At 38.8% G+C, this 18,735-nt stretch carries 16 protein-coding genes and 1 riboswitch; all 16 genes read right to left on the bottom strand.

Features of this window, described 5'->3' with window-relative positions:
- Positions 1 to 93: 93 nt before the first annotated feature.
- A complete protein-coding gene (gene ligA / locus I1J71_RS00795; RefSeq protein WP_195183366.1) occupies positions 94 to 2,052 on the bottom strand; it encodes an NAD-dependent DNA ligase LigA in 1,959 nt (652 codons plus the stop codon).
- A gap of 93 nt (positions 2,053 to 2,145) precedes the next feature.
- Positions 2,146 to 3,405: a nucleobase:cation symporter-2 family protein gene (locus I1J71_RS00790; protein WP_195183365.1), complete on the bottom strand. Its 1,260-nt coding sequence runs from the start codon at positions 3,403 to 3,405 to the stop codon at positions 2,146 to 2,148.
- Positions 3,405 to 3,986: a xanthine phosphoribosyltransferase gene (locus tag I1J71_RS00785; RefSeq protein WP_195183364.1), complete on the bottom strand. Its 582-nt coding sequence runs from the start codon at positions 3,984 to 3,986 to the stop codon at positions 3,405 to 3,407. The genes I1J71_RS00790 and I1J71_RS00785 overlap by 1 nt, the downstream gene beginning before the upstream one ends.
- Before the next feature lie 75 nt (positions 3,987 to 4,061).
- A riboswitch (purine riboswitch) is annotated at positions 4,062 to 4,158 on the bottom strand.
- The gene (gene guaC, locus I1J71_RS00780; RefSeq protein WP_195183363.1) at positions 4,152 to 5,135 is read right to left on the bottom strand and encodes a GMP reductase; all 984 of its coding nucleotides are present in this window, start codon (positions 5,133 to 5,135) and stop codon (positions 4,152 to 4,154) included. (Overlaps the previous riboswitch by 7 nt.)
- 182 nt (positions 5,136 to 5,317) lie before the next feature.
- Entirely contained in the window at positions 5,318 to 6,613 is a 1,296-nt protein-coding gene (locus tag I1J71_RS00775; RefSeq protein ID WP_195183380.1) for an McrC family protein, read from the bottom strand.
- The gene (locus I1J71_RS00770) at positions 6,600 to 8,507 is read right to left on the bottom strand and encodes an McrB family protein (RefSeq protein ID WP_195183362.1); all 1,908 of its coding nucleotides are present in this window, start codon (positions 8,505 to 8,507) and stop codon (positions 6,600 to 6,602) included. Before I1J71_RS00770 ends, I1J71_RS00775 begins: the two co-directional genes overlap by 14 nt.
- A 152-nt stretch (positions 8,508 to 8,659) precedes the next feature.
- Positions 8,660 to 9,439: an L-threonylcarbamoyladenylate synthase gene (locus I1J71_RS00765; RefSeq protein ID WP_195183361.1), complete on the bottom strand. Its 780-nt coding sequence runs from the start codon at positions 9,437 to 9,439 to the stop codon at positions 8,660 to 8,662.
- 24 nt (positions 9,440 to 9,463) lie between these two features.
- On the bottom strand, positions 9,464 to 10,057 hold the full coding sequence (gene leuD / locus I1J71_RS00760) for a 3-isopropylmalate dehydratase small subunit (RefSeq protein ID WP_195183360.1): 594 nt from the start codon (positions 10,055 to 10,057) through the stop codon (positions 9,464 to 9,466).
- A 9-nt stretch (positions 10,058 to 10,066) separates the two neighbouring features.
- A complete protein-coding gene (leuC, locus tag I1J71_RS00755) occupies positions 10,067 to 11,449 on the bottom strand; it encodes a 3-isopropylmalate dehydratase large subunit (RefSeq protein ID WP_195183359.1) in 1,383 nt (460 codons plus the stop codon).
- A gap of 3 nt (positions 11,450 to 11,452) precedes the next feature.
- Positions 11,453 to 11,722 (bottom strand): DUF1294 domain-containing protein, encoded by a 270-nt coding sequence (locus tag I1J71_RS00750; RefSeq protein WP_195183358.1) that lies wholly within the window; start codon positions 11,720 to 11,722, stop codon positions 11,453 to 11,455.
- Entirely contained in the window at positions 11,719 to 12,756 is a 1,038-nt protein-coding gene (leuB, locus tag I1J71_RS00745) for a 3-isopropylmalate dehydrogenase (protein WP_195183357.1), read from the bottom strand. The genes I1J71_RS00750 and leuB overlap by 4 nt, the downstream gene beginning before the upstream one ends.
- Positions 12,757 to 12,767: 11 nt before the next feature.
- Positions 12,768 to 14,330 carry a 2-isopropylmalate synthase gene (locus I1J71_RS00740; protein ID WP_195183356.1) on the bottom strand — a complete coding sequence of 521 codons (1,563 nt, stop codon included), beginning with the start codon at positions 14,328 to 14,330 and terminating at the stop codon, positions 12,768 to 12,770.
- 310 nt (positions 14,331 to 14,640) lie between these two features.
- Complete coding sequence (locus I1J71_RS00735) at positions 14,641 to 15,297, bottom strand: MmcQ/YjbR family DNA-binding protein (protein ID WP_195183355.1); 657 nt, start codon at positions 15,295 to 15,297, stop codon at positions 14,641 to 14,643.
- A 43-nt stretch (positions 15,298 to 15,340) separates the two neighbouring features.
- The gene (locus I1J71_RS00730) at positions 15,341 to 15,973 is read right to left on the bottom strand and encodes a copper homeostasis protein CutC (protein WP_195183354.1); all 633 of its coding nucleotides are present in this window, start codon (positions 15,971 to 15,973) and stop codon (positions 15,341 to 15,343) included.
- Positions 15,974 to 16,065: 92 nt separating this feature from the next.
- Positions 16,066 to 16,425: a YbaN family protein gene (locus tag I1J71_RS00725; protein WP_006148621.1), complete on the bottom strand. Its 360-nt coding sequence runs from the start codon at positions 16,423 to 16,425 to the stop codon at positions 16,066 to 16,068.
- 108 nt (positions 16,426 to 16,533) lie between these two features.
- Positions 16,534 to 18,621 carry a type I DNA topoisomerase gene (gene topA, locus I1J71_RS00720; RefSeq protein ID WP_195183353.1) on the bottom strand — a complete coding sequence of 696 codons (2,088 nt, stop codon included), beginning with the start codon at positions 18,619 to 18,621 and terminating at the stop codon, positions 16,534 to 16,536.
- Positions 18,622 to 18,735 lie beyond the last annotated feature (114 nt).

Raw genomic sequence — 18,735 nt, 5'->3', positions numbered from 1 at the left:
TTTCTAATTGTTAAATTTTAAAAAATAATTTCTTGTTTATATTTTCGAGTTGGAGCAAGAAATCTAAGATAGTCATTCTTTAGTGTGTAATGATTATAAACTCTCCAACCAAGCTTCATCTCGAATCTCAATTCCAAGTTCTTGTGCTTTTTGGAATTTGCTGCCTGCATCGACTCCTGCTACTACAAGGTCAGTCTTCTTCGATACGCTACCCGTTACCTTGGCACCAAGATTTTCGAGCTTGCTTTTGGCTTCCGAGCGAGTAAGACGTTCAAGTTTCCCTGTCAATACGACAGTTAAACCTGATAAGGCAGCATCTGCTGCAACGACCTGTCCTTTATAGTCTAGATTAACACCTAATTCTTTCAATTCACTTAAAAGAATTTTTGCACCCTCAGTCTCAAAATAAGATTGGAGACTTTGGGCAATGACACTTCCCAAACTTTCGATGCTTGCTACTTCTTCAGGATTTGCTTGAGCAAGTGACTCGATTGAATGGAAATGTTGTAAGAGTAACTGACTTGCCTTGCTTCCAACATGACGAATCCCTAAACCAAACAAAAGTTTTTCAGCAGAATTTTCTTTAGAAGCTTGAATAGCCTGATAAAGTTTTTGAGCTGATTTCTCCTTGATGCCATCTAGCAAGAGAAAATTTTCCACAGTTAAGCGATAAATATCCGCAACATCTTTAACTAAATTGGCGGCAAATAATTTTTCTACGATTGATGGACCAAGGCCAGAAATATTCATGGCGTCACGAGATGCGAAATGAATTAGACCTTCCTTGATTTGAGCTGGACAACGTGGGTTTATACAACGAAGGGCAACTTCATCTTCAAAATGCAAAAGCTTACTGTCACAACTTGGACAGTTTGTTGGAATGTCAAGTTTTTCTTCAGATATACGCTTGGATTCTACTACACGTAAAACAGCTGGTATGATATCCCCTGCCTTGTATACAATGACAGTATCATCCTTGCGGATATCCTTTTCAGCAATATAGTCGACATTATGAAGAGTTGCACGACTTACAGTTGTACCTGCAAGTTGTACTGGAGTAAGATTAGCAGTCGGAGTTACGACTCCTGTTCTTCCAACTGTCCAATCAACCGAAAGAAGTTTTGCTTCTTTTTCTTCTGCCGGAAACTTATAAGCCACTGCCCACTTAGGTGCTTTTACTGTAAAACCTAACTGCTCTTGACCGGCTAAGTCATTAACCTTAATCACAACACCATCGATATCATAAGGCAACTGGTCTCTTTCTCGACCAACTTCTTGGATAAAATCCCAAACCTCATCCATGCTGTGCGCTAATAGGCGCCTATGATTAACCACAAAACCTAACTGTTCTAAATGTTCCAAAACCTTCTCTTGGCTATCTCGTGTTGAAGGACTAGCTTCCTGATAGAGGAAAGTTGCAAGATTTCTCTTAGCTACTACTGCAGTATCTAACTGGCGAAGGGTTCCTGCAGCAGCATTTCGTGGATTGGCGAATTCAGGCTCGCCGTTTTCTTGACGAGCAAGATTGACTTGTTTGAAAGAAGCTCTTGGCATATAACATTCACCACGAACAGTGATATCTAATTTCTCTGGTAAGGATAAAGGAATGTCCTTGACACGTTTGAGATTTTCCGTGATGTTTTCACCAATTGAACCATCACCACGAGTTGCTCCAGCAACAAAAATTCCCTGCTCATAAGTCAAGGAAATTGATAAACCATCAATTTTTAACTCACAGATATAAGTAACATCATCTAATTCCTTACGAACACGCGCATCAAAGGCATCGAGCTCTTCACGAGAAAAAGCATCCTGCAAACTATAGAGAGGATACTGATGACTATATTTTTCAAAACCATCTAGAATCTTACCGCCAACACGGTGGGTTGGACTATCTGGCAAGATTTGCTCTGGATGAGCTTTTTCTAACTCTACCAATTCACGATAAAGACGGTCATACTCACTATCAGATACAGATGGATTGTCACTTGTATAATACTCTGTCGCATAGCGATTGAGCAACTCAACGAGCTCTTTCATTCTTTCATTCATAAAACCATTTTACCATAAAAAGGACTATAGAAACAATATTCAAGCTCTAAAAAAGAAAATGAGAAGGATATTTCTATCACTTCTCATTTATTTTTATTTTTTACGATTCAAAATAGCATTCAAGATGATGGCTACAGCACTCGCAATGACAATACCATTTGAGAAGAACATTTGTAATTCAGTCGGTAAAGTATTGAAGAGATTGCTTCCGTTTAATCCCACACCAGCAGAAATAGACACTGCTGCAATGAGGAAGTTGTGTTCATTGTGCTCAAAGTCTACACGAGCCAAGATTTGCATCCCTTGGAGAGACACAAAACCGAACATGACGAGCATTGCTCCACCAAGAACAGGGCTAGGAATAATCTGAGCCAAGGCACCAAACTTAGGCAAAAGACCGAGTAAGATAAGGAAACCAGCTGCGTAGTAGATTGGCAAACGAGTACGAATACCTGAAAGTTTCACCAAACCTACGTTTTGTGAAAATCCTGTATAAGGGAAGGTATTGAAAAGTCCACCAAGTAAAACAGCGAGACCTTCAGCACGATAACCATTACGGAGACGAGTGCTATCAATTGGATCTTTAGTAATATCAGAAAGGGCAAGATATACACCTGTTGATTCTACCATGGATACAGTAGCGATGATACACATCATGACAATAGATGAAATCTCAAATTGTGGAGCGCCAAAGTAGAATGGAGTTGGGATATGAACCAGTGGAGCTTCTGCTACTGGAGAAAAATCAACCAAGCCCATAGTCGCTGCAATAATCGTACCGGCAATCAAACCAATCAAAATCGAAATAGATTTGATAAATCCTTTTGTAAAGATATTGACCAAAAGAATGATGAGAACAGTAATCATTGCCAAGGCTAGACTTTGTCCAGTTGGTTTTTCAACGTTATTTCCCATATTTCCGATAGCAACTGGAATCAAGGTCAATCCGATAGTTGTGATAACAGAACCAGTTACGATTGCAGGGAAAAGATTGGCAACCTTAGAGAAGATACCTGAAATCAGGATAACATAAATCCCTGAAGCAATCAAGGCACCAAACATGGCACCACTACCATGACTTTGTCCAATCATAATAAGTGGAGCAACAGACTGGAAGGCTACCCCAAGAACAATAGGCAAACCAACACCGAAGTGTTTATTGAGTTGCAATTGTAGGAGAGTTGCAACCCCACACATAAAGATATCTGTAGAGATAAGGTATGTCAACTGTTGAGCTGAATACCCCAAAGCACTTGCAATCATGATGGGTACTAGGATTGAACCTGAGTACATAGCAAGTAAGTGTTGCAAACCAAGAACGGCTGCCTGTGAGTGTTTTTCCTGTTGATTCATTAGATGTCTGCCTCCTTGAAGATAACTTTTCCATTTTCAAAACGCTCTAAACGAGCAAGTGATACTACCTGATGACCTGATTTTTCTAACAGCTCACGACCATCTTGGAAGGATTTTTCAATCACAATTCCGACGGCCTCAACTGTAGCACCAGCTTGCTCGATAATCTGAATCAAACCTTTAGCTGCTTGACCATTAGCCAAGAAATCATCAATAATTAATACTTTATCTCCTGGAGATAAGAACTTCCCTGCAATAGATACAGTGCTAGTAACTTGTTTCGTGAAAGAAAATACTTCTGCAGTTAAAATTCCTTCATTCATGGTAATATTTTTTGCCTTCTTAGCAAAAATCATAGGTACATCTAATTGTTCTGCAACATATAGAGCTGGAGCAATTCCAGATGCTTCAATGGTTACAACTTTTGTAATGCCAGCATTTTTAAAATGCTCTGCAAAAGTACGACCAATCTCACGCAGCAAGGAATAGTCAACTTGGTGGGTCAAGAAGGAATCCACCTTAAGAATATTCTCACCTAGAATATTCCCATCTTTTAAAATACGTTCCTCTAGTAATTTCACATTAACCTCCGAAATAAAAAGGGACTTACAAAGTAAGCCCCTTAGAAAGATTGAAACAGATATCTCTGCTTCTTTTATCTCTCTTGACTTACTCATTGTTAGGTATTTACGGTACCTTGTAGAAACGCCACGCCAATTCGCGGCATAAATAAGTAATGATATTTTTTAGTGAGCATCTCCATTCCAGATAGAGTTCTTCACAATCACATAATCTACATGTCTAAGATCAGCTACTTTACGACCTCCAGCATAAGAAATTGAACTTTGCAAATCTTGTTCCATCTCAGTTAGGGTATCTTGTAAATGTCCTTTGGCAGGAAGAAGAATTTTCTTTCCTTCAACATTCTTGTAGGCACCTTTTTGATATTCTGAAGCTGAACCATAGTATTCTTTAAATTGTTTACCATCGACTTCAACTGTTTTTCCTGGACTTTCAATATGACCTGCAAATAGTGAGCCAATCATAACCATACTAGCACCAAAGCGGATTGACTTGGCAATATCTCCGTGTGTACGAATACCACCATCGGCAATAATCGGTTTACGCGCAGCTTTAGCACACCAGCGAAGAGCTGCTAACTGCCAACCACCAGTACCAAAACCAGTTTTAACCTTAGTAATACATACTTTACCTGGACCGATTCCGACCTTAGTAGCGTCTGCTCCAGCATTTTCAAGTTCACGAACAGCTTCTGGAGTACCAACGTTACCAGCGATGATAAACGTATCTGGCAATTCTTTTTTGATGTGCTGAATCATTGAAATCACACTGTCGGCATGTCCATGAGCGATATCAATAGTGATATACTCTGGCGCATCTTCCTTTAATTGACTAACAAAATCATACTCGTAATCTTTAACACCAACAGAGATAGAAGCAATCAACCCTTTTTCATGCATGCGTTTCACAAAAGGAATGCGCCCAGCTTCATCGAAGCGATGCATGATATAGAAATAACCACCTTTTGCAAGTTGTTCTGCAACATCTTCATCCAAGATAGTTTGCATATTAGAAGGAACAACTGGTAATTTAAAGGTGTGCTTCCCAAGTGTCACTTGTGTGTCAGCTTCTGCACGACTTTTAAGGACACATTTGTTAGGGATTAGCTGAATGTCTTCATAGTCAAAGATCGGAAATTCGTTTAACATTTCGATGTCTCGTTTCTTTTATAATGACCTACCTATGCTTGCGCATCACTACGCCTTTTCCGACGTTTCCTCTAACGATTATAAACTAAGGTAAAGTTTTTGTCAATTATTTTGAAACCTAAAATTTATAACGTTCGGATTTTGTTGGTGATTTCATTAAAAATAGAGAGTTTATAGGCTCTCTATTTTTGATTTATATTATTTTGAAAAATTTTTTCTGACATCCCTAGCATTTCATAGAATTCGCTGTAGGATGACGTCTTTTGAGGAATTTGGATAGACCACTTTTTAAGTAAGACCCCATAACCTTCAACTTTACCTATTTCACTACTTACTGTCTGATCTATGCTAGGGAAAATCAAGCCAGCTTTCTCTGCTTGTAAGATATAAGCATAAGAAATCAATTGAAATAGATCATCACGATTAATTCCCTTTTCAGTCAATTCCAGTTTTTTATATTTAGCATCTAGTACAATCTTTCGTTCTCTATCATAAAAATCTGGATATACTTTTCTTTCACGATTAGAAAATACTGAAATACCGTTCGTCTTATCCTTATTTCTAGGATGTATGAAATCTTTTGGCAACAAGGTATAAACATATTCTTCCCAAAGCCAAGCAACATCAAAAAGAATACCATGGATTTTTTGCTCTTGGTAACCTAAACCATGCTCTTCCCTATTTAGGATCATCAGACAAAGTTCTTGCAATTTTCTGTACTCTCGAAAGTAGGCATGACGAAGAGGTTTATCTTGATTTCGTCGAATAACCTTAGCACGATCAGCTTGTTTGTACGAAGGTGTTACACGAATTATTTCTGTAATATTATCACGATTAGTATAAATGATACCTCTTCCTAGAGATTTTTGATTTTTAATGTACTCGATAGTATGACGAATCAGCTGCATCATCGGATTGTCATAAGTAAATTCTCTTGTAGTATAAGCAATATTGCCTGTGAAAGGAAGATTTTTCTTGAGATGATTTCCTACATCAATCACTCCCTTGATATGACTATCATTATGGGAAAATCTCTGGTATTCCTTATAAAGTCCCTTTCGCATAGCAGCTTCCAAATACTTTGGAAAGAGGTAGATTAAAAGCTGATAGAGTCTTTCCTCGCGCGATAAACCAACATCCAAACTAGTGAGATTGATATTTAGAACTTTCTGCAATAGATAATGCAAAAAATAGTCATCACTTTTACTCGAAAAGCGGGAAGAAATGGTTAATCTCTCCTGACCACACCCCAGAAATCCAATCACATTCCCTGTCTTAATTTTCTGATTGACTGTTTCCAAAATCTTTTGTTCCTTATCCAAATCAGGAGAATTTTTCAGGTCGTTTGGAAATATAAAGATACTATCTTCTTGAGAAAGATTATCTAGAGTTCTATCTAGAAGAACTTGACTAATTTTAGGATATTCTGTGATAAACTCTTCTTTGTTTAAGGCCTGTTGATTGTCAGTTAACTGCATCGTCATCACCAATATCTTGCTGATTTGTCAAATCATATGCTTTTTTCAAAGTATTCAGTATTTCGTCTTCTTCATAAGAACCACGTAAGTAATCTTCCAAGAGCGGTTTCAGATAATCAGACCAGAGCAACTCATAGTCAAAGTTTACATCTTCTAACTTAAGAAAATAACTTGGTCCGATATGATAATGACTATTTAGTTCCTGAACTTTTTCAATTTCAGCATTCAAGTTTCTTAGACGCGCTTTAGCTTCTTCAGCCTTATCACCAAGAGCATCATCTAGCATGCCTAGTTGGCTTTCAGCAGTAATTTCAACAAAACGGAAACGACGGCGCATTGCAAAATCAAAGGTGTCTACCGAACGGTCAATATCATTCATAGTTCCAATGATGTAAACATTTTCTGGGATATAAAACTTTTCATCGTTTTCGTGTAGATTGGCATATTGGGTAGATACTCTTCCCTTTTCGCCACGATATCCAGGATCAATGGAGAAAAAGAGTTCACCAAAAATTTTAGAAATCTCACCACGATTGATCTCATCGATGATGAAGACGAATTTCTTATCGGTATCAATTTCTGTTGGGGAAAGGTAGTCTTTCAGACCAAATCTCTTTCTCAATGTTTCTAGGACAGTTCTTCCACCACTTTTGTAGTATTCTTGCTTATTATAATTTTTATCTTTATACAACTCATAAACATATTTGCGAGGTAGTGACCATCCTGGAACACCACTATCATAATTTACTGACAAATTTTGTCTACTATTAACAGATAAGTAAGATGTTTTTGTTATATATTCTTTTTCTTCAGCAACATTTATATATTCTAAGTAAGAATCCCAAGCCTCATCAAAATTATCTTGTCCTCCAATCAATTGGGCTTCTTTTGCTTTCTGACAAAAATCTTTAAAAATACCATCCTGTAGCCTAAACTCAATAGCTCCATCCCCATTTGATACTGGTCTTAACCCCTCCACAAAATCTGTATAGTCATAGGATGGATGAAACTGAACAAAGCCGATTTGATCTTCGTTACCATCTGTTAATTCTTTGGCAATTTCTTTAGCAAGATAAGTTTTTCCTGTACCAGGTGCACCACGGAGAATGAGGTTTTTGGATTGTAGTAGAGTTTGACTCAATGGATAATAAACCTTATATTCTAGAGACATTTTTTCTTCTTTCTTTTCTTTTTCGTCTAAAAATTGTGTTGAATATTCAAATAAGATACTTCCCAACAATGATGGTTCCAGCTCAGGATACTTTTGCAATACGAGTTGACAAATCTCATGATTCTGAAGATAAGGCCCCCCTTGATTTTTTTGAGGAAGTAGCTTGTTCCAGAATCTCTTTTGACTATTCATATTTACCCCTAAAAAAGAATGATTCTCAGAATAAATACAAAGTAATTTTGTCACCACCGCAGAACGACCAATAAATTCATTTGTTGACTTTTTCATATCAAAGATAGCATTATCAAATTTGAAATGAATACCTTCTTTAATAATTTCGTACAAATCTGTTTTTAATTTAGTAAATCGATGATCCAACTCTGAAAGAGGAATGACTTTATTAGCTTGATCTTTATAACTCTTTGTTTTTTCATTCCAATAAATACCAAATTTTGAAGAACCTCCGCCTCCAATTCCCATAAATAAAGATTTGTATTTCCCCCTCTCAAGACCGTAGCAAAAAGAATTACTTTGAGCTCCTTTCCCAATGACGTATTCATCGATAGATAGTGTTAAAATTCTATCAAGTGGCCACTCTTTAAGAAATTCTTCACGTAATTGTTCATTGTAAATACTATATTTAGATGCATCTTCTCTTAATCTTATTTTATTTTCTTGGTACCAAGCATAAAAATCTTCCAAACTGACTTTTCTTTTTAGCATCAATCTTACTCCTTTTATAATAATGTTCGAATAAGAAACTATATATTTCATATATAGAATATCATATCCTATAAAAAATGAAAAGAATTTCTAAAGAAAAAGCCCAGCGTTAGGAGCTTCAATGTCTCTTAACACTAGACTTCTTTTCTATATTAATAATACTCCCCTTGGCGGTAGTCCCATGAGTTAAAGGTATCTGACAGATGCATCATGATTTTATCGATGTCAAGTCCTTTACGAATCACAACTGGTGCTGGTGATGTTGAGCGTGTTCCTCCTTGTTCTGGAATAAGCTTGCCGTCTTTATCAACCATAGACACCATCACACCTTGCTCGTAGCGAGTTTCGATTGTTTTGTCTGGTTGGATTGAGGCAACGTAGTCGTCTGCTTCGATGACAAGATCCACTGCTCCTTCGATACGCTCCCCAATTCCTTCCACTTTACCACGATTTCCTTTTCCAGAAGGGTTTGCAGATGAAGCGTAGACCATTTTCCCTTCTTCCCAAAGTTTGGCAGATAATTGTTCACCAGCTTTACCAAACTTGATGACAAAACAGCTAGTACCACGAACGTCTGTCATGAGTTCTTCACGACCATCACCGTATGCTTTCAATTTTTCAAAGGCTTCTGGTTTCCAAGGAAGGATACAACCGAGGAGAATATCTTTGTCCCAATGTTTTTGATAGAAGGCTTCGATTTCAGGATTTAGCTGTGCTAAAGCGTGTAGCTCGTCCATGCTACCACAGAGGACAACACCTGGTTTGTTACGGTTACGTTCTTTGGCTTCAAACTTACGCTCAAGTCCAGCCTTGTCACTAGTCATGATGATGTAACCGACTTTAGTAGGACAAACGATACATCCGCCCTCACCTTTTAAAATGTCATAGCCTTCTTGTGAAAGTGTTCCGTTCCATTGAATGTGTTTTGTCATAGTTCTGTTTCCTTTTCTATTTTTTTATTCTTGCCAGTAGGCTGGTCGTTGTTTTTCATAAGCAGCAATCAAGTCTTCATACTGCAAGGTAATACCGATATCATCTAAACCATTTAAGAGCTTGTGTTTCCACTCACTATCAATTTCGAAAGTGAATTCTCCGACTGGTGTGATGATTGTTTGTTGTTCCAAGTCCACAGTTATCTGGTCGGTCGGTTTAAGTTGGGCTAGCTTTTCTCTAACCTCCCTAGGCTGAACAATAGGCAACATGCCATTATTGAGTTCATTATTGTAATGAATATCTCCAAAAGAGCCAGCAATAACGACCTTAAAGCCGTAGTCTGCTAATGCCCAAGCAGCGTGTTCCCTCGAAGAACCAGCCCCAAAATTATCTCCTGTGATGAGGATACTGGCTTTACGATATTCAGATCGGTTAAAGACAAAGTCTGGGTCCTCAGTATACTGATCATCCACATAACGCCAAGCATACATGAGGTATTTTCCAAAACCTTTCTTATCAATCAACTTCAGAAACTGTTTAGGTAGGATTTGGTCGGTATCGATATTATCATTCATAAGAGGAACCGTTGTTCCTGTATAAACTGTAAATTTTTCCATATCCTCTCCTTACTGGGCTTCTGGCATTTGCCGAACATCTACGAATCGTCCTGCGATAGCTGCCGCAGCTGCCATTGCTGGACTACAAAGATGGGTCTTCGCTCCAAATCCCTGTCTATCTTCAAAGTTACGATTGCTAGTTGAGGCGCAGTGAACACCATCTGGTACCTTGTCAGGATTCATCCCTAGACACATGGAGCAACCTGGGTCTCTCCACTCAAATCCAGCATCTTGGAAAATCTTATCCAAACCTAACTTCTCAGCAGCTCGCTTGACTGGTCGAGAACCAGGTACTACGATTGCTGTCAAGTTGGGAGCAATTTTCTTCCCTTCGACAAATCGAGCAGCCAGTTGCAAATCGCTAAGCCGAGCATTAGTACAAGAACCTATAAAAACATAGCCAAGTTGGATATCTGCTGGTTTCTGACCTGGTTGTAAATCCATGTAATGATAGGCCCGTTCATCGTTCATATCTTTTATTTCTGGGAAGCTAGTCTCATAGTCAACTCCCATGGCAGGATTGGTTCCCCAAGTCACCATAGGTGCTAATTCAGAAACATCCATACGGATAACCTTGTCATAGACGGCATCGTCATCACTAACCAGTCTTTTCCAATCAGCTACTGCTGCATCAAAATCCTTTGGAACACACTCACGTCCCTTTAGATAGTCATATGTTATCTGATCTGGATTCATGATTCCCATCTTAGAGCCAAACTCAATGGACATATTGCAGATGGTCATTCGCTCTTCCATACTGAGTGCATCAATCGCTTGACCACGATACTCAACCACGTAGCCAACACCACAAGCAACACCATACTTGGCAATCAAAGCTAGGATGAAATCCTTGGAATAGACTCCTTTTTGAGGAACTCCTGTGAATTCCACCAACATTTTCTTGGGTTTAACCTGCCAAATAGTTTGAGTAGCAAATACGTGCTCGACCTCACTGGTTCCAATCCCAAAGGCAATCGCTCCAAAGGCTCCATGGGTCGCCGTATGGCTATCTCCACAGACGATAAATTTTCCTGGTTGTGTTCGTCCTGTTTCTGGACCAACCATGTGAACGATGCCTTGTTTTTCAGAACCGTGGGCCGCATGTTCAATCCCGAATTCCTCAACATTTTCTGCCAACTTATCAATCTGTGCTTTCGAGATTACATCTCGAATATCATAAATATTTACCGTTGGAACATTGTGGTCAAAGGTACCAAATGTTAAATCTGGTCTTCTCAATCTTCGCCCTGCATCTCGCAATCCTTGAAAAGCTTGAGGACTGGTCACCTCGTGAATATAGTGCTGATCTACATACATGAGTTGAGGCTGTCCTTCTTCTCCTGTAATCACATGGAGGTCCCATAATTTATCAAAAATTGATTTTCCTGCCATTCATTACCTCCATATCAAATACAAAGTTACTAGTGTAGTCACTATTCCTAGGAACCAAACCGTTTTAAAATACCATTTTCTAGTCTTGTGATGAAAGGTAATACCTGCCAACCAAGCACCAAAACCACCAAGAATGAATGCAAATGATAATAAATATTTTTCTGGTATTCGCCAAGCACTTCTTTTTGCTTTGGATTTGTCAATACCATAAATCATAAATACCAATAAATTCCAAATCAAAATAGCAAAAGTAATTCCTTGATTTATCTTCATAGTCTTTCAATGATGGCTTCTGTTATTTCACTAGTTGAAGCCTGTCCTCCTATATCTCTCGTTAAAATTCCTGCTGCTAAAGTTTCTTCAACAGCATGCTCGATACAATCCGCATCCTCATATCGTTCAAAACTATCACGCAACATCATAGCAACTGATAAAATCATAGAAATAGGATTGGCGATTCCTAGGCCTGCTATATCAGGCGCCGAACCATGAATGGGTTCGTAGAGACTCGGTCCATTTTCAGAGTGACTAGCCGATGGCATGACTCCAAGTGTACCAGATAGGACACTTGACTCATCCGAGAGGATGTCTCCGAAAAGATTCTCTGTCACGATTACATCAAACTTGGCTGGATTTGTAATCATGAGCATGGCAGCCGAGTCGACTAGCTGGTGCTCCAAGGTTACATCCGGAAAATCTTTTACGACTTCTTCAGCTACTTTCCTCCAGAGTTTTGAAGTTGCTAACACATTTTGCTTATCGATACTAGTAACAACTTTATTTCGACCTTTTGCAATTTCGAAGGCCTTGCGTATAATCCGCTCTACTTCCTCATAGCTATAATCGTTGATATCACGTGCCGATTTCTCTTCAAGGATATGATCTCCAAAGTAAATCCCACCTGTCAACTCACGCACTACTACAAAGTCAACACCAACAATTCGTTCGGGCTTAAGAGGTGATAAATGCTTGAGACTATCAAAGATTTTAACCGGACGAATATTAGCATAGAGATTGAGTTCCTTACGAAGAGCCAGCAAGCCTTGTTCAGGTCGAACTGCGGCATTATCATACTGGGGACTACCAATAGCTGCTAGAAGGATAGCATCTGCTTCTCTAGCAGCTTTTAAAGTTTCATCTGGCAAAGGATGTCCTGCTGCATCAATACCTGCACCGCCAAAAGGTCGCCTATCTATCTCATAGTCAAAGCCTGTTTTTTCGGCTATAGCGGCTAGAACTTCTAAACCAGCTTCCATGATTTCTGGGCCGATTCCGTCACCTGCAAGGGCAACAATTTTCTTTGTCATGGTATTCTCCTTTAAAGACTAGGCATATCTCGGTAAGAGACATTTGGACCAATCTCGCCAGTATTCTCTTTTTGAACAAGGGTATTGGCATTAATGTATGCAATTGCTGAAGCCTTCAGTACATCAAAATCAAGTCCGGCCGCATTAAAGATTGTTTCTGTGTCTTTGTTTTCAACAGTAACTAAGACTCTTGCCTGAGCATCAATACCATCCGTTACCGCATCTATTGTATAGGATACCAGACGAACCGATTGATTAAAGAACTTGTCGATAGCATTGAAGATAGCCTCCACAGAACCTTGCCCAGTAGCATTAAATTCGACCTTCTCACCATCCAGATTAGATAGGCTGACAGTTGCTTCAATATCATTTTCCGCATGAGTTTGAAGTTGCAAATCATCAAAGTGGAATCCTTCTGGATTTTCAACCATGGTTCCAGCTACCAGAGCTCTAATATCTGCGTCTGTAACTTCTTGCTTCTTATCTGCTAAGGCTTTGAACTTGGTAAAGAGTGGATTGATATCCTCATCTGTGAAGTCTAGGGCCAATTCTCTTAGTTTTTCTACAAAGGCATGGCGACCAGATAATTTACCAAGTGGCAGATTGTTACTCTTAACACCCACCAGCTCTGGTGTGATGATTTCGTAGGTAAGTGGATTTTTAAGAACGCCATCTTGGTGAATACCTGATTCGTGAGAAAAGGCATTTCCTCCGACAACTGCCTTATTTTTAGGAACTGGAATCCCTGAGAAGCGTGAAACCATTTCAGACGTATTGATGGTTTCATCTAGAACGATGCTTGTCTCTGCTTGGTAATAATCTTGGCGAATATTGAGAGCTACTGCTATCTCTTCTAGAGCAGCATTCCCAGCTCGTTCTCCGATACCGTTAATGGTTCCCTCAACACGTCCTGCCCCATTCTTAACGGCCGCAAGGCTATTTGCTACCGCCATTCCAAGATCATCATGACAGTGAGGTGAATAGATAATTTGTCGGTCAGTTTGTACATTGTCAATCAAGTATTTAAAGATGCTTCCATATTCCTCTGGTGTCGTAAAACCAACCGTGTCAGGAATATTGATATAGGCCGCACCCGCATCTACCGCTGTCTGAACGACTTGTAAAAGGAAATCCAACTCGGTTCTAGTCGCATCTTCAGGAGAGAATTCTACTACTTCAAACTTAGAACATGCATAGGAAACATGTTCTTTAATTGCTTCCAATATTTCCTCTTTACTCTTGTTCAACTTGAACTCTCTATGAATAGGGCTAGTTGCGATAAAGACATGTATTTGTGGATACTTAGCATCCTTGAGTGCTTCATAACAAGCGTCAATATCAGATTTTACAGAACGAGCTAAGCCTGTCACTGCTGTTTTTTTCATGGATTTAGCGATTTCTTGAACAGCTGTAAATGAATCTGGACTAGCAGCTGGAAAACCAGCTTCGATTGCTGAAATCCCCCATTTCTCTAGCTGTTTTGCTATAGCAACCTTTTCCTTTATTGAAAAATTGACACCTGGTGTCTGCTCACCATCTCGGAGACTGGTATCTAAAAACTCAACTACACGCATGAGAATTCTCCCTTCACATTTTCGATATAGAAAAAACATCTCGCTCGGAGTTCCAAGCGAGATGTTGATTTACTCCCGCTTGGTAAGCCAAACAGGACTAATGCTTTTGCACTAGTCCGAGTACCTCAACAACAAAGCAAATTGATTAAACTTAGCTGTTTTCATGTTTGGCTTTCTCCTTTGTTTGATGTCTTGTTTAGTATTCTAGCATAGGAAAAATCACTTGTCAAGAAAAAATCCAATATTTTCTGAAAATTTCTTCAATAAAGAATATTTTGCGAATTGAAAGTATTTGAAAACTCAAATATGTTTATTTCTTAGAAGTCAAAAACCAACTTCTCTCAAATAATTCAAGGACCTTTTCGTCAGTTAGAGTGTCATCGAGTGGAAGACTAATCCAATAGCGTTTATTCATATGAAAGGCTGGATAAACTCCGTTTTGTGAAAGCAAGTCAGCTACTTGGTCGTGTTTGAGGTTGACTGCTTCCACTAGCCCTTCTCTCTCCTTATCTAGCCTATCCCAAGGAATTCTCATTAAAATAGCATACCACTTCTGATTATCTTCATGGCGCAAAACCGCCGTATCAGGTGATTTCTCCCATAGATATTCCAGCTGATTACCATACTTTTCTTGAACAAGCGCCATGATTCTCTTGGTCTGTGGATAGAGAAATTCCTGTACCTCAAAACAAGCCTTTCGAGTGCCATAAAGAACTTCTAAACAAGACTCTCGAACGCTCCCGACAAAAGTTCCTCTCATACTTTCCATATGCACTTGAGGATAGAGGTCCCCAGTTTCTTGGTCATAAACTTGAAAACTTAAGTCCCCATCCTCAACTGTAACCATCATGAGAAAATCTCCCTGCAAGATAGTCGAACTATAGGTCCATACACCTTGATTTTCTACAAATCCAAACTCTTTAGCCTTTTTACTATTAAACTGATAGGCCTTAAAAATTTCAAACATAAGCGAAAACTGCTACCAAAAGCTAGCAGTTCCTTTCTATTTTTTAAAAGACAACCTTAGTTCCATGTAATTGTGTCACGCCCAGTTGGTCAATAAAGGTTTGACGGTTGTCCATGTCAATCCCACCACCCGGTAAAATTTCGATTTTTCCTGCAGCGTGTTCTAAAACTCTGCGGTAGTGAGCAAAACGTTTCTCTAACGAGTCGCCAGATACACCAGCTCGAGTGAGGATGCGTGTTACACCAACCTGGTTGAGCCAATCAATGGCTTCCAACTGATCTTGTTCGCTCAATTCGTCAAAAGCCATATGGAAGACAATCTCCATACCTTTAGATGCAACAATCAACTTTTCAAGGTTAGCCTTATCCAATTTCTTATCTGCTGTTAAGGCACCAAAGACAACCCCTTGGCTACCTGCTTGAGCAGTTAGACGAATATCCTCGAGCATAATAGAAATCTCGAGGTCATTGTAAACAAAGTCACCACCACGTGGACGAATCATAGTCATGATAGTCGTGTCGTAGTTTGATGCAAGTTCAACAGCTGCCTTGGTTACTCCGTAGCTTGGTGTCGTTCCACCAACCGCTAAATTATCACAGAGCTCAATACGGCGAGCTCCTGCCTGCATAGCTTTTTCAAGCAAGGTCACATTTTCAGCACAAAATTCGTAAATCATTTGATACTCCTTGAAGCTTTCTTTAATATTATTATATCATATTGTTTTAAGTAACCCCTACTTTTTATCAAGGAAAATCATTACTTTTTTAGCTATTCTTTATCTGGTATTACCTTAAAGAGATAATAGGTTATAAATACTGTTAAGCAGCCTAAAGCAATTTTTACAGGTAAGAGCGGAGCAAAATAAATGGAGATGCCCATCAAAATATAAATCGATACGATAATCTTCTTCTTCCGTTCACGCGCAATAGACTTAGTTTCTCTAAAGTCCGCAACATAAGTTTGGTAGAGCTTGGTATGATAGAGCCAATCTTCAAAACGTTTAGAAGATTTTGAAAAACAAGCTATTGACAACAAGAGGAAGGGTGTTGTCGGTAATAGTGGCAAGGCAACTCCAACGATTGCTAAAGCTAAAGAAATGAATCCAATGCAAAGATAAATAATGCGCATATCTACTCCTAAGTAAGAATAATCTTCTTCTAGTTAAGCATAAAAAGATAAAATCTGTCAAGTTTAAATTAAAAAGAGCTGAAATTATCATTTCAGCCCTAATTATTTTTATTTAATCTTTTCTTCTTCGTAGTCACCATTGCTACATACAATCTGTTTTCCGCCACCACGGATTTTTTTCTCCATGAGGAAGTGACCACATTTAGGACAATCACGTCCAACAGGTTTATCCCAAGAGGTAAACTCACATTCTGGATAACGATTGCATCCATAGAAAATACGATTACGTTTGGTTTTGCGTTCGATAATTTGCCCTTGATGACAATTTGGACATGTAACACCGACTTCTTTAACAATGGCTTGCGTATGCCGACAATCTGGGAAATTGCTACATGCGTAAAACTTACCGAAGCGTCCAATCTTAATTACCATAGGACTACCACAAACTTCACAGTCAAATCCAGCTGGCTCATCCTTAATTTGAATTTTTTCCATCTCTGCTTCAGCTTTAGCGACCTCTTTAGAGAATGGTTTGTAAAATTCATCAATAACCCGTTGCCACTCTTCTTTTCCAACCTCGACATCATCCAGTTTACCTTCCATTTCAGCGGTAAACTTCACGTTAACAATGTCTGGGAAATATTCAACAATCAGCTTGTTAACGACTTGTCCTAAATCAGTTGGTTCAAAGCGTTTAGATGCTAGTCTTACATAGTAACGTTTTTGGATTGTTTCAATGGTTGGAGCATAGGTAGATGGACGTCCAACTCCGTTTTCTTCCAAGGTCTTAATCAAAGTAGCCTCAGAATATCGTGCCGGTGGTTGTGTGAAATGTTGTTCAGGTTTGCTATTAACCTGTTTGACCACATCTCCTACTTCCATATCAGGCAGCATCTTATTTTTATCAGAATCGTTGTAAATGGCTAAATAACCATCAAACTTAACCTGACTACCATTTGCCGCGAATTGAACACCATTTTGCGAAAGTTTAACAGCCATGGTATCGAAAATCGCACCAGTCATTTGACTCGCTACAAAGCGGTTCCAGATAAGGGTATAAAGTTTTAGCTGGTCTTTATCCAAATACTTAGCAATTTTTTCAGGAGTATTAAAGACACTTGAAGGACGAATAGCTTCGTGGGCGTCTTGAGCGCCAGAGGCATTTTTTACCTTGCTACCATGTTTAGAATACTTACTACCAAAACGTTCATTGATGTAGCTAGCAGCTTCATTCTGAGCAACTGGACTGATACGAGTAGAATCCGTACGCATATAGGTAATCAGACCTTGGACACCTGTACCAATATTGATTCCTTCATAGAGTTGCTGAGCAACCATCATAGTCTTGCGAGTACGGAAATTTATCTTGTTAGCAGCATCCATCTGCATAGAAGACGTTGTATATGGAAGAGGAGCATTGCGCTTTCTTTCCTTTTTATCTACTTGATCAACAGTAAAGTCTTTACTGCTAAGGTGAGATAAAACTTCTTTGACTTCTTCATTGGTAGCCAACTTCATCTTCTTGCCATTCATTCCATAAAAAGAAGCTTGGAATTGCTTGGTACCTTTTTTAAAGACACCATCAATCGTCCAATATTCTTCAGGTTGGAAGGCATTGATTTCATTTTCACGATCAATGATTAATTTAAGCGCAACAGACTGAACACGTCCTGCCGATAAGCCTTTTTTAACTTTTTTCCAAAGAATTGGTGAAATTGAATACCCTACTAAACGGTCCAAAACACGACGGGCCTGTTGGGCATCGACCAAATCCATATTGATTTTACGAGGTTCTTTAAAGGCATTTTTTACCGCATCCTTGGTAATCTCGTTGAAAACAACACGGTTAGTATCATTCTCGTCAAGATTTAAAATATGCGCTAAATGCCAAGAAATAGCTTCTCCTTCACGGTCCGGGTCACTTGCAAGAAAGACTTTATTGGCTTTCTTTGCTTCTTTTTTCAAATCATTAATAAGAGGACCTTTACCTCGAATATTGATATATTGCGGCTCGTAATTATTTTCAACGTCAACTGACATACTTGACTTTTTCAAATCACGGATATGTCCGACACTGGCTAAAACCTTATAATTACGTCCTAGATATTTTTCAATCGTTTTAGCCTTTGCAGGCGACTCTACGATTACAAGATTTTTTTTACTTGTTGATTTTTTCTTTTTGGTTGCCGTTACCACAGTATCACACCTTCTCAAAGTAATTAAACTTTATAAAGTGTAAACCATTTTTAAAAACCTGTCAAGACTTAACACCCATATAATAGAAGAAAAGTTTGCTAAATGAAATGATTC

It is taken from the genome of Streptococcus infantis (assembly GCF_015546995.1).
In the GTDB taxonomy this organism is placed as follows: Bacteria; Bacillota; Bacilli; order Lactobacillales; family Streptococcaceae; genus Streptococcus; species Streptococcus infantis_J.
This window is presented reverse-complemented; position numbering and strand designations above follow the sequence as displayed.

Bases quoted from the DNA above. Each gene is read 5' to 3' on its own strand.
- ligA (WP_195183366.1), bottom strand. From the start codon at position 2,052: ATGAATGAAAGAATGAAAGAGCTCGTTGAGTTGCTCAATCGCTATGCG.
- I1J71_RS00790 (WP_195183365.1), bottom strand. From the start codon at position 3,405: ATGAATCAACAGGAAAAACACTCACAGGCAGCCGTTCTTGGTTTGCAA.
- guaC (WP_195183363.1), bottom strand. From the start codon at position 5,135: ATGTTAAACGAATTTCCGATCTTTGACTATGAAGACATTCAGCTAATC.
- I1J71_RS00775 (WP_195183380.1), bottom strand. From the start codon at position 6,613: ATGCAGTTAACTGACAATCAACAGGCCTTAAACAAAGAAGAGTTTATC.
- I1J71_RS00770 (WP_195183362.1), bottom strand. From the start codon at position 8,507: ATGCTAAAAAGAAAAGTCAGTTTGGAAGATTTTTATGCTTGGTACCAA.
- I1J71_RS00765 (WP_195183361.1), bottom strand. From the start codon at position 9,439: ATGACAAAACACATTCAATGGAACGGAACACTTTCACAAGAAGGCTAT.
- leuD (WP_195183360.1), bottom strand. From the start codon at position 10,057: ATGGAAAAATTTACAGTTTATACAGGAACAACGGTTCCTCTTATGAAT.
- leuC (WP_195183359.1), bottom strand. From the start codon at position 11,449: ATGGCAGGAAAATCAATTTTTGATAAATTATGGGACCTCCATGTGATT.
- I1J71_RS00750 (WP_195183358.1), bottom strand. From the start codon at position 11,722: ATGAAGATAAATCAAGGAATTACTTTTGCTATTTTGATTTGGAATTTA.
- leuB (WP_195183357.1), bottom strand. From the start codon at position 12,756: ATGACAAAGAAAATTGTTGCCCTTGCAGGTGACGGAATCGGCCCAGAA.
- I1J71_RS00740 (WP_195183356.1), bottom strand. From the start codon at position 14,330: ATGCGTGTAGTTGAGTTTTTAGATACCAGTCTCCGAGATGGTGAGCAG.
- I1J71_RS00735 (WP_195183355.1), bottom strand. From the start codon at position 15,297: ATGTTTGAAATTTTTAAGGCCTATCAGTTTAATAGTAAAAAGGCTAAA.
- I1J71_RS00730 (WP_195183354.1), bottom strand. From the start codon at position 15,973: ATGATTTACGAATTTTGTGCTGAAAATGTGACCTTGCTTGAAAAAGCT.
- I1J71_RS00725 (WP_006148621.1), bottom strand. From the start codon at position 16,425: ATGCGCATTATTTATCTTTGCATTGGATTCATTTCTTTAGCTTTAGCA.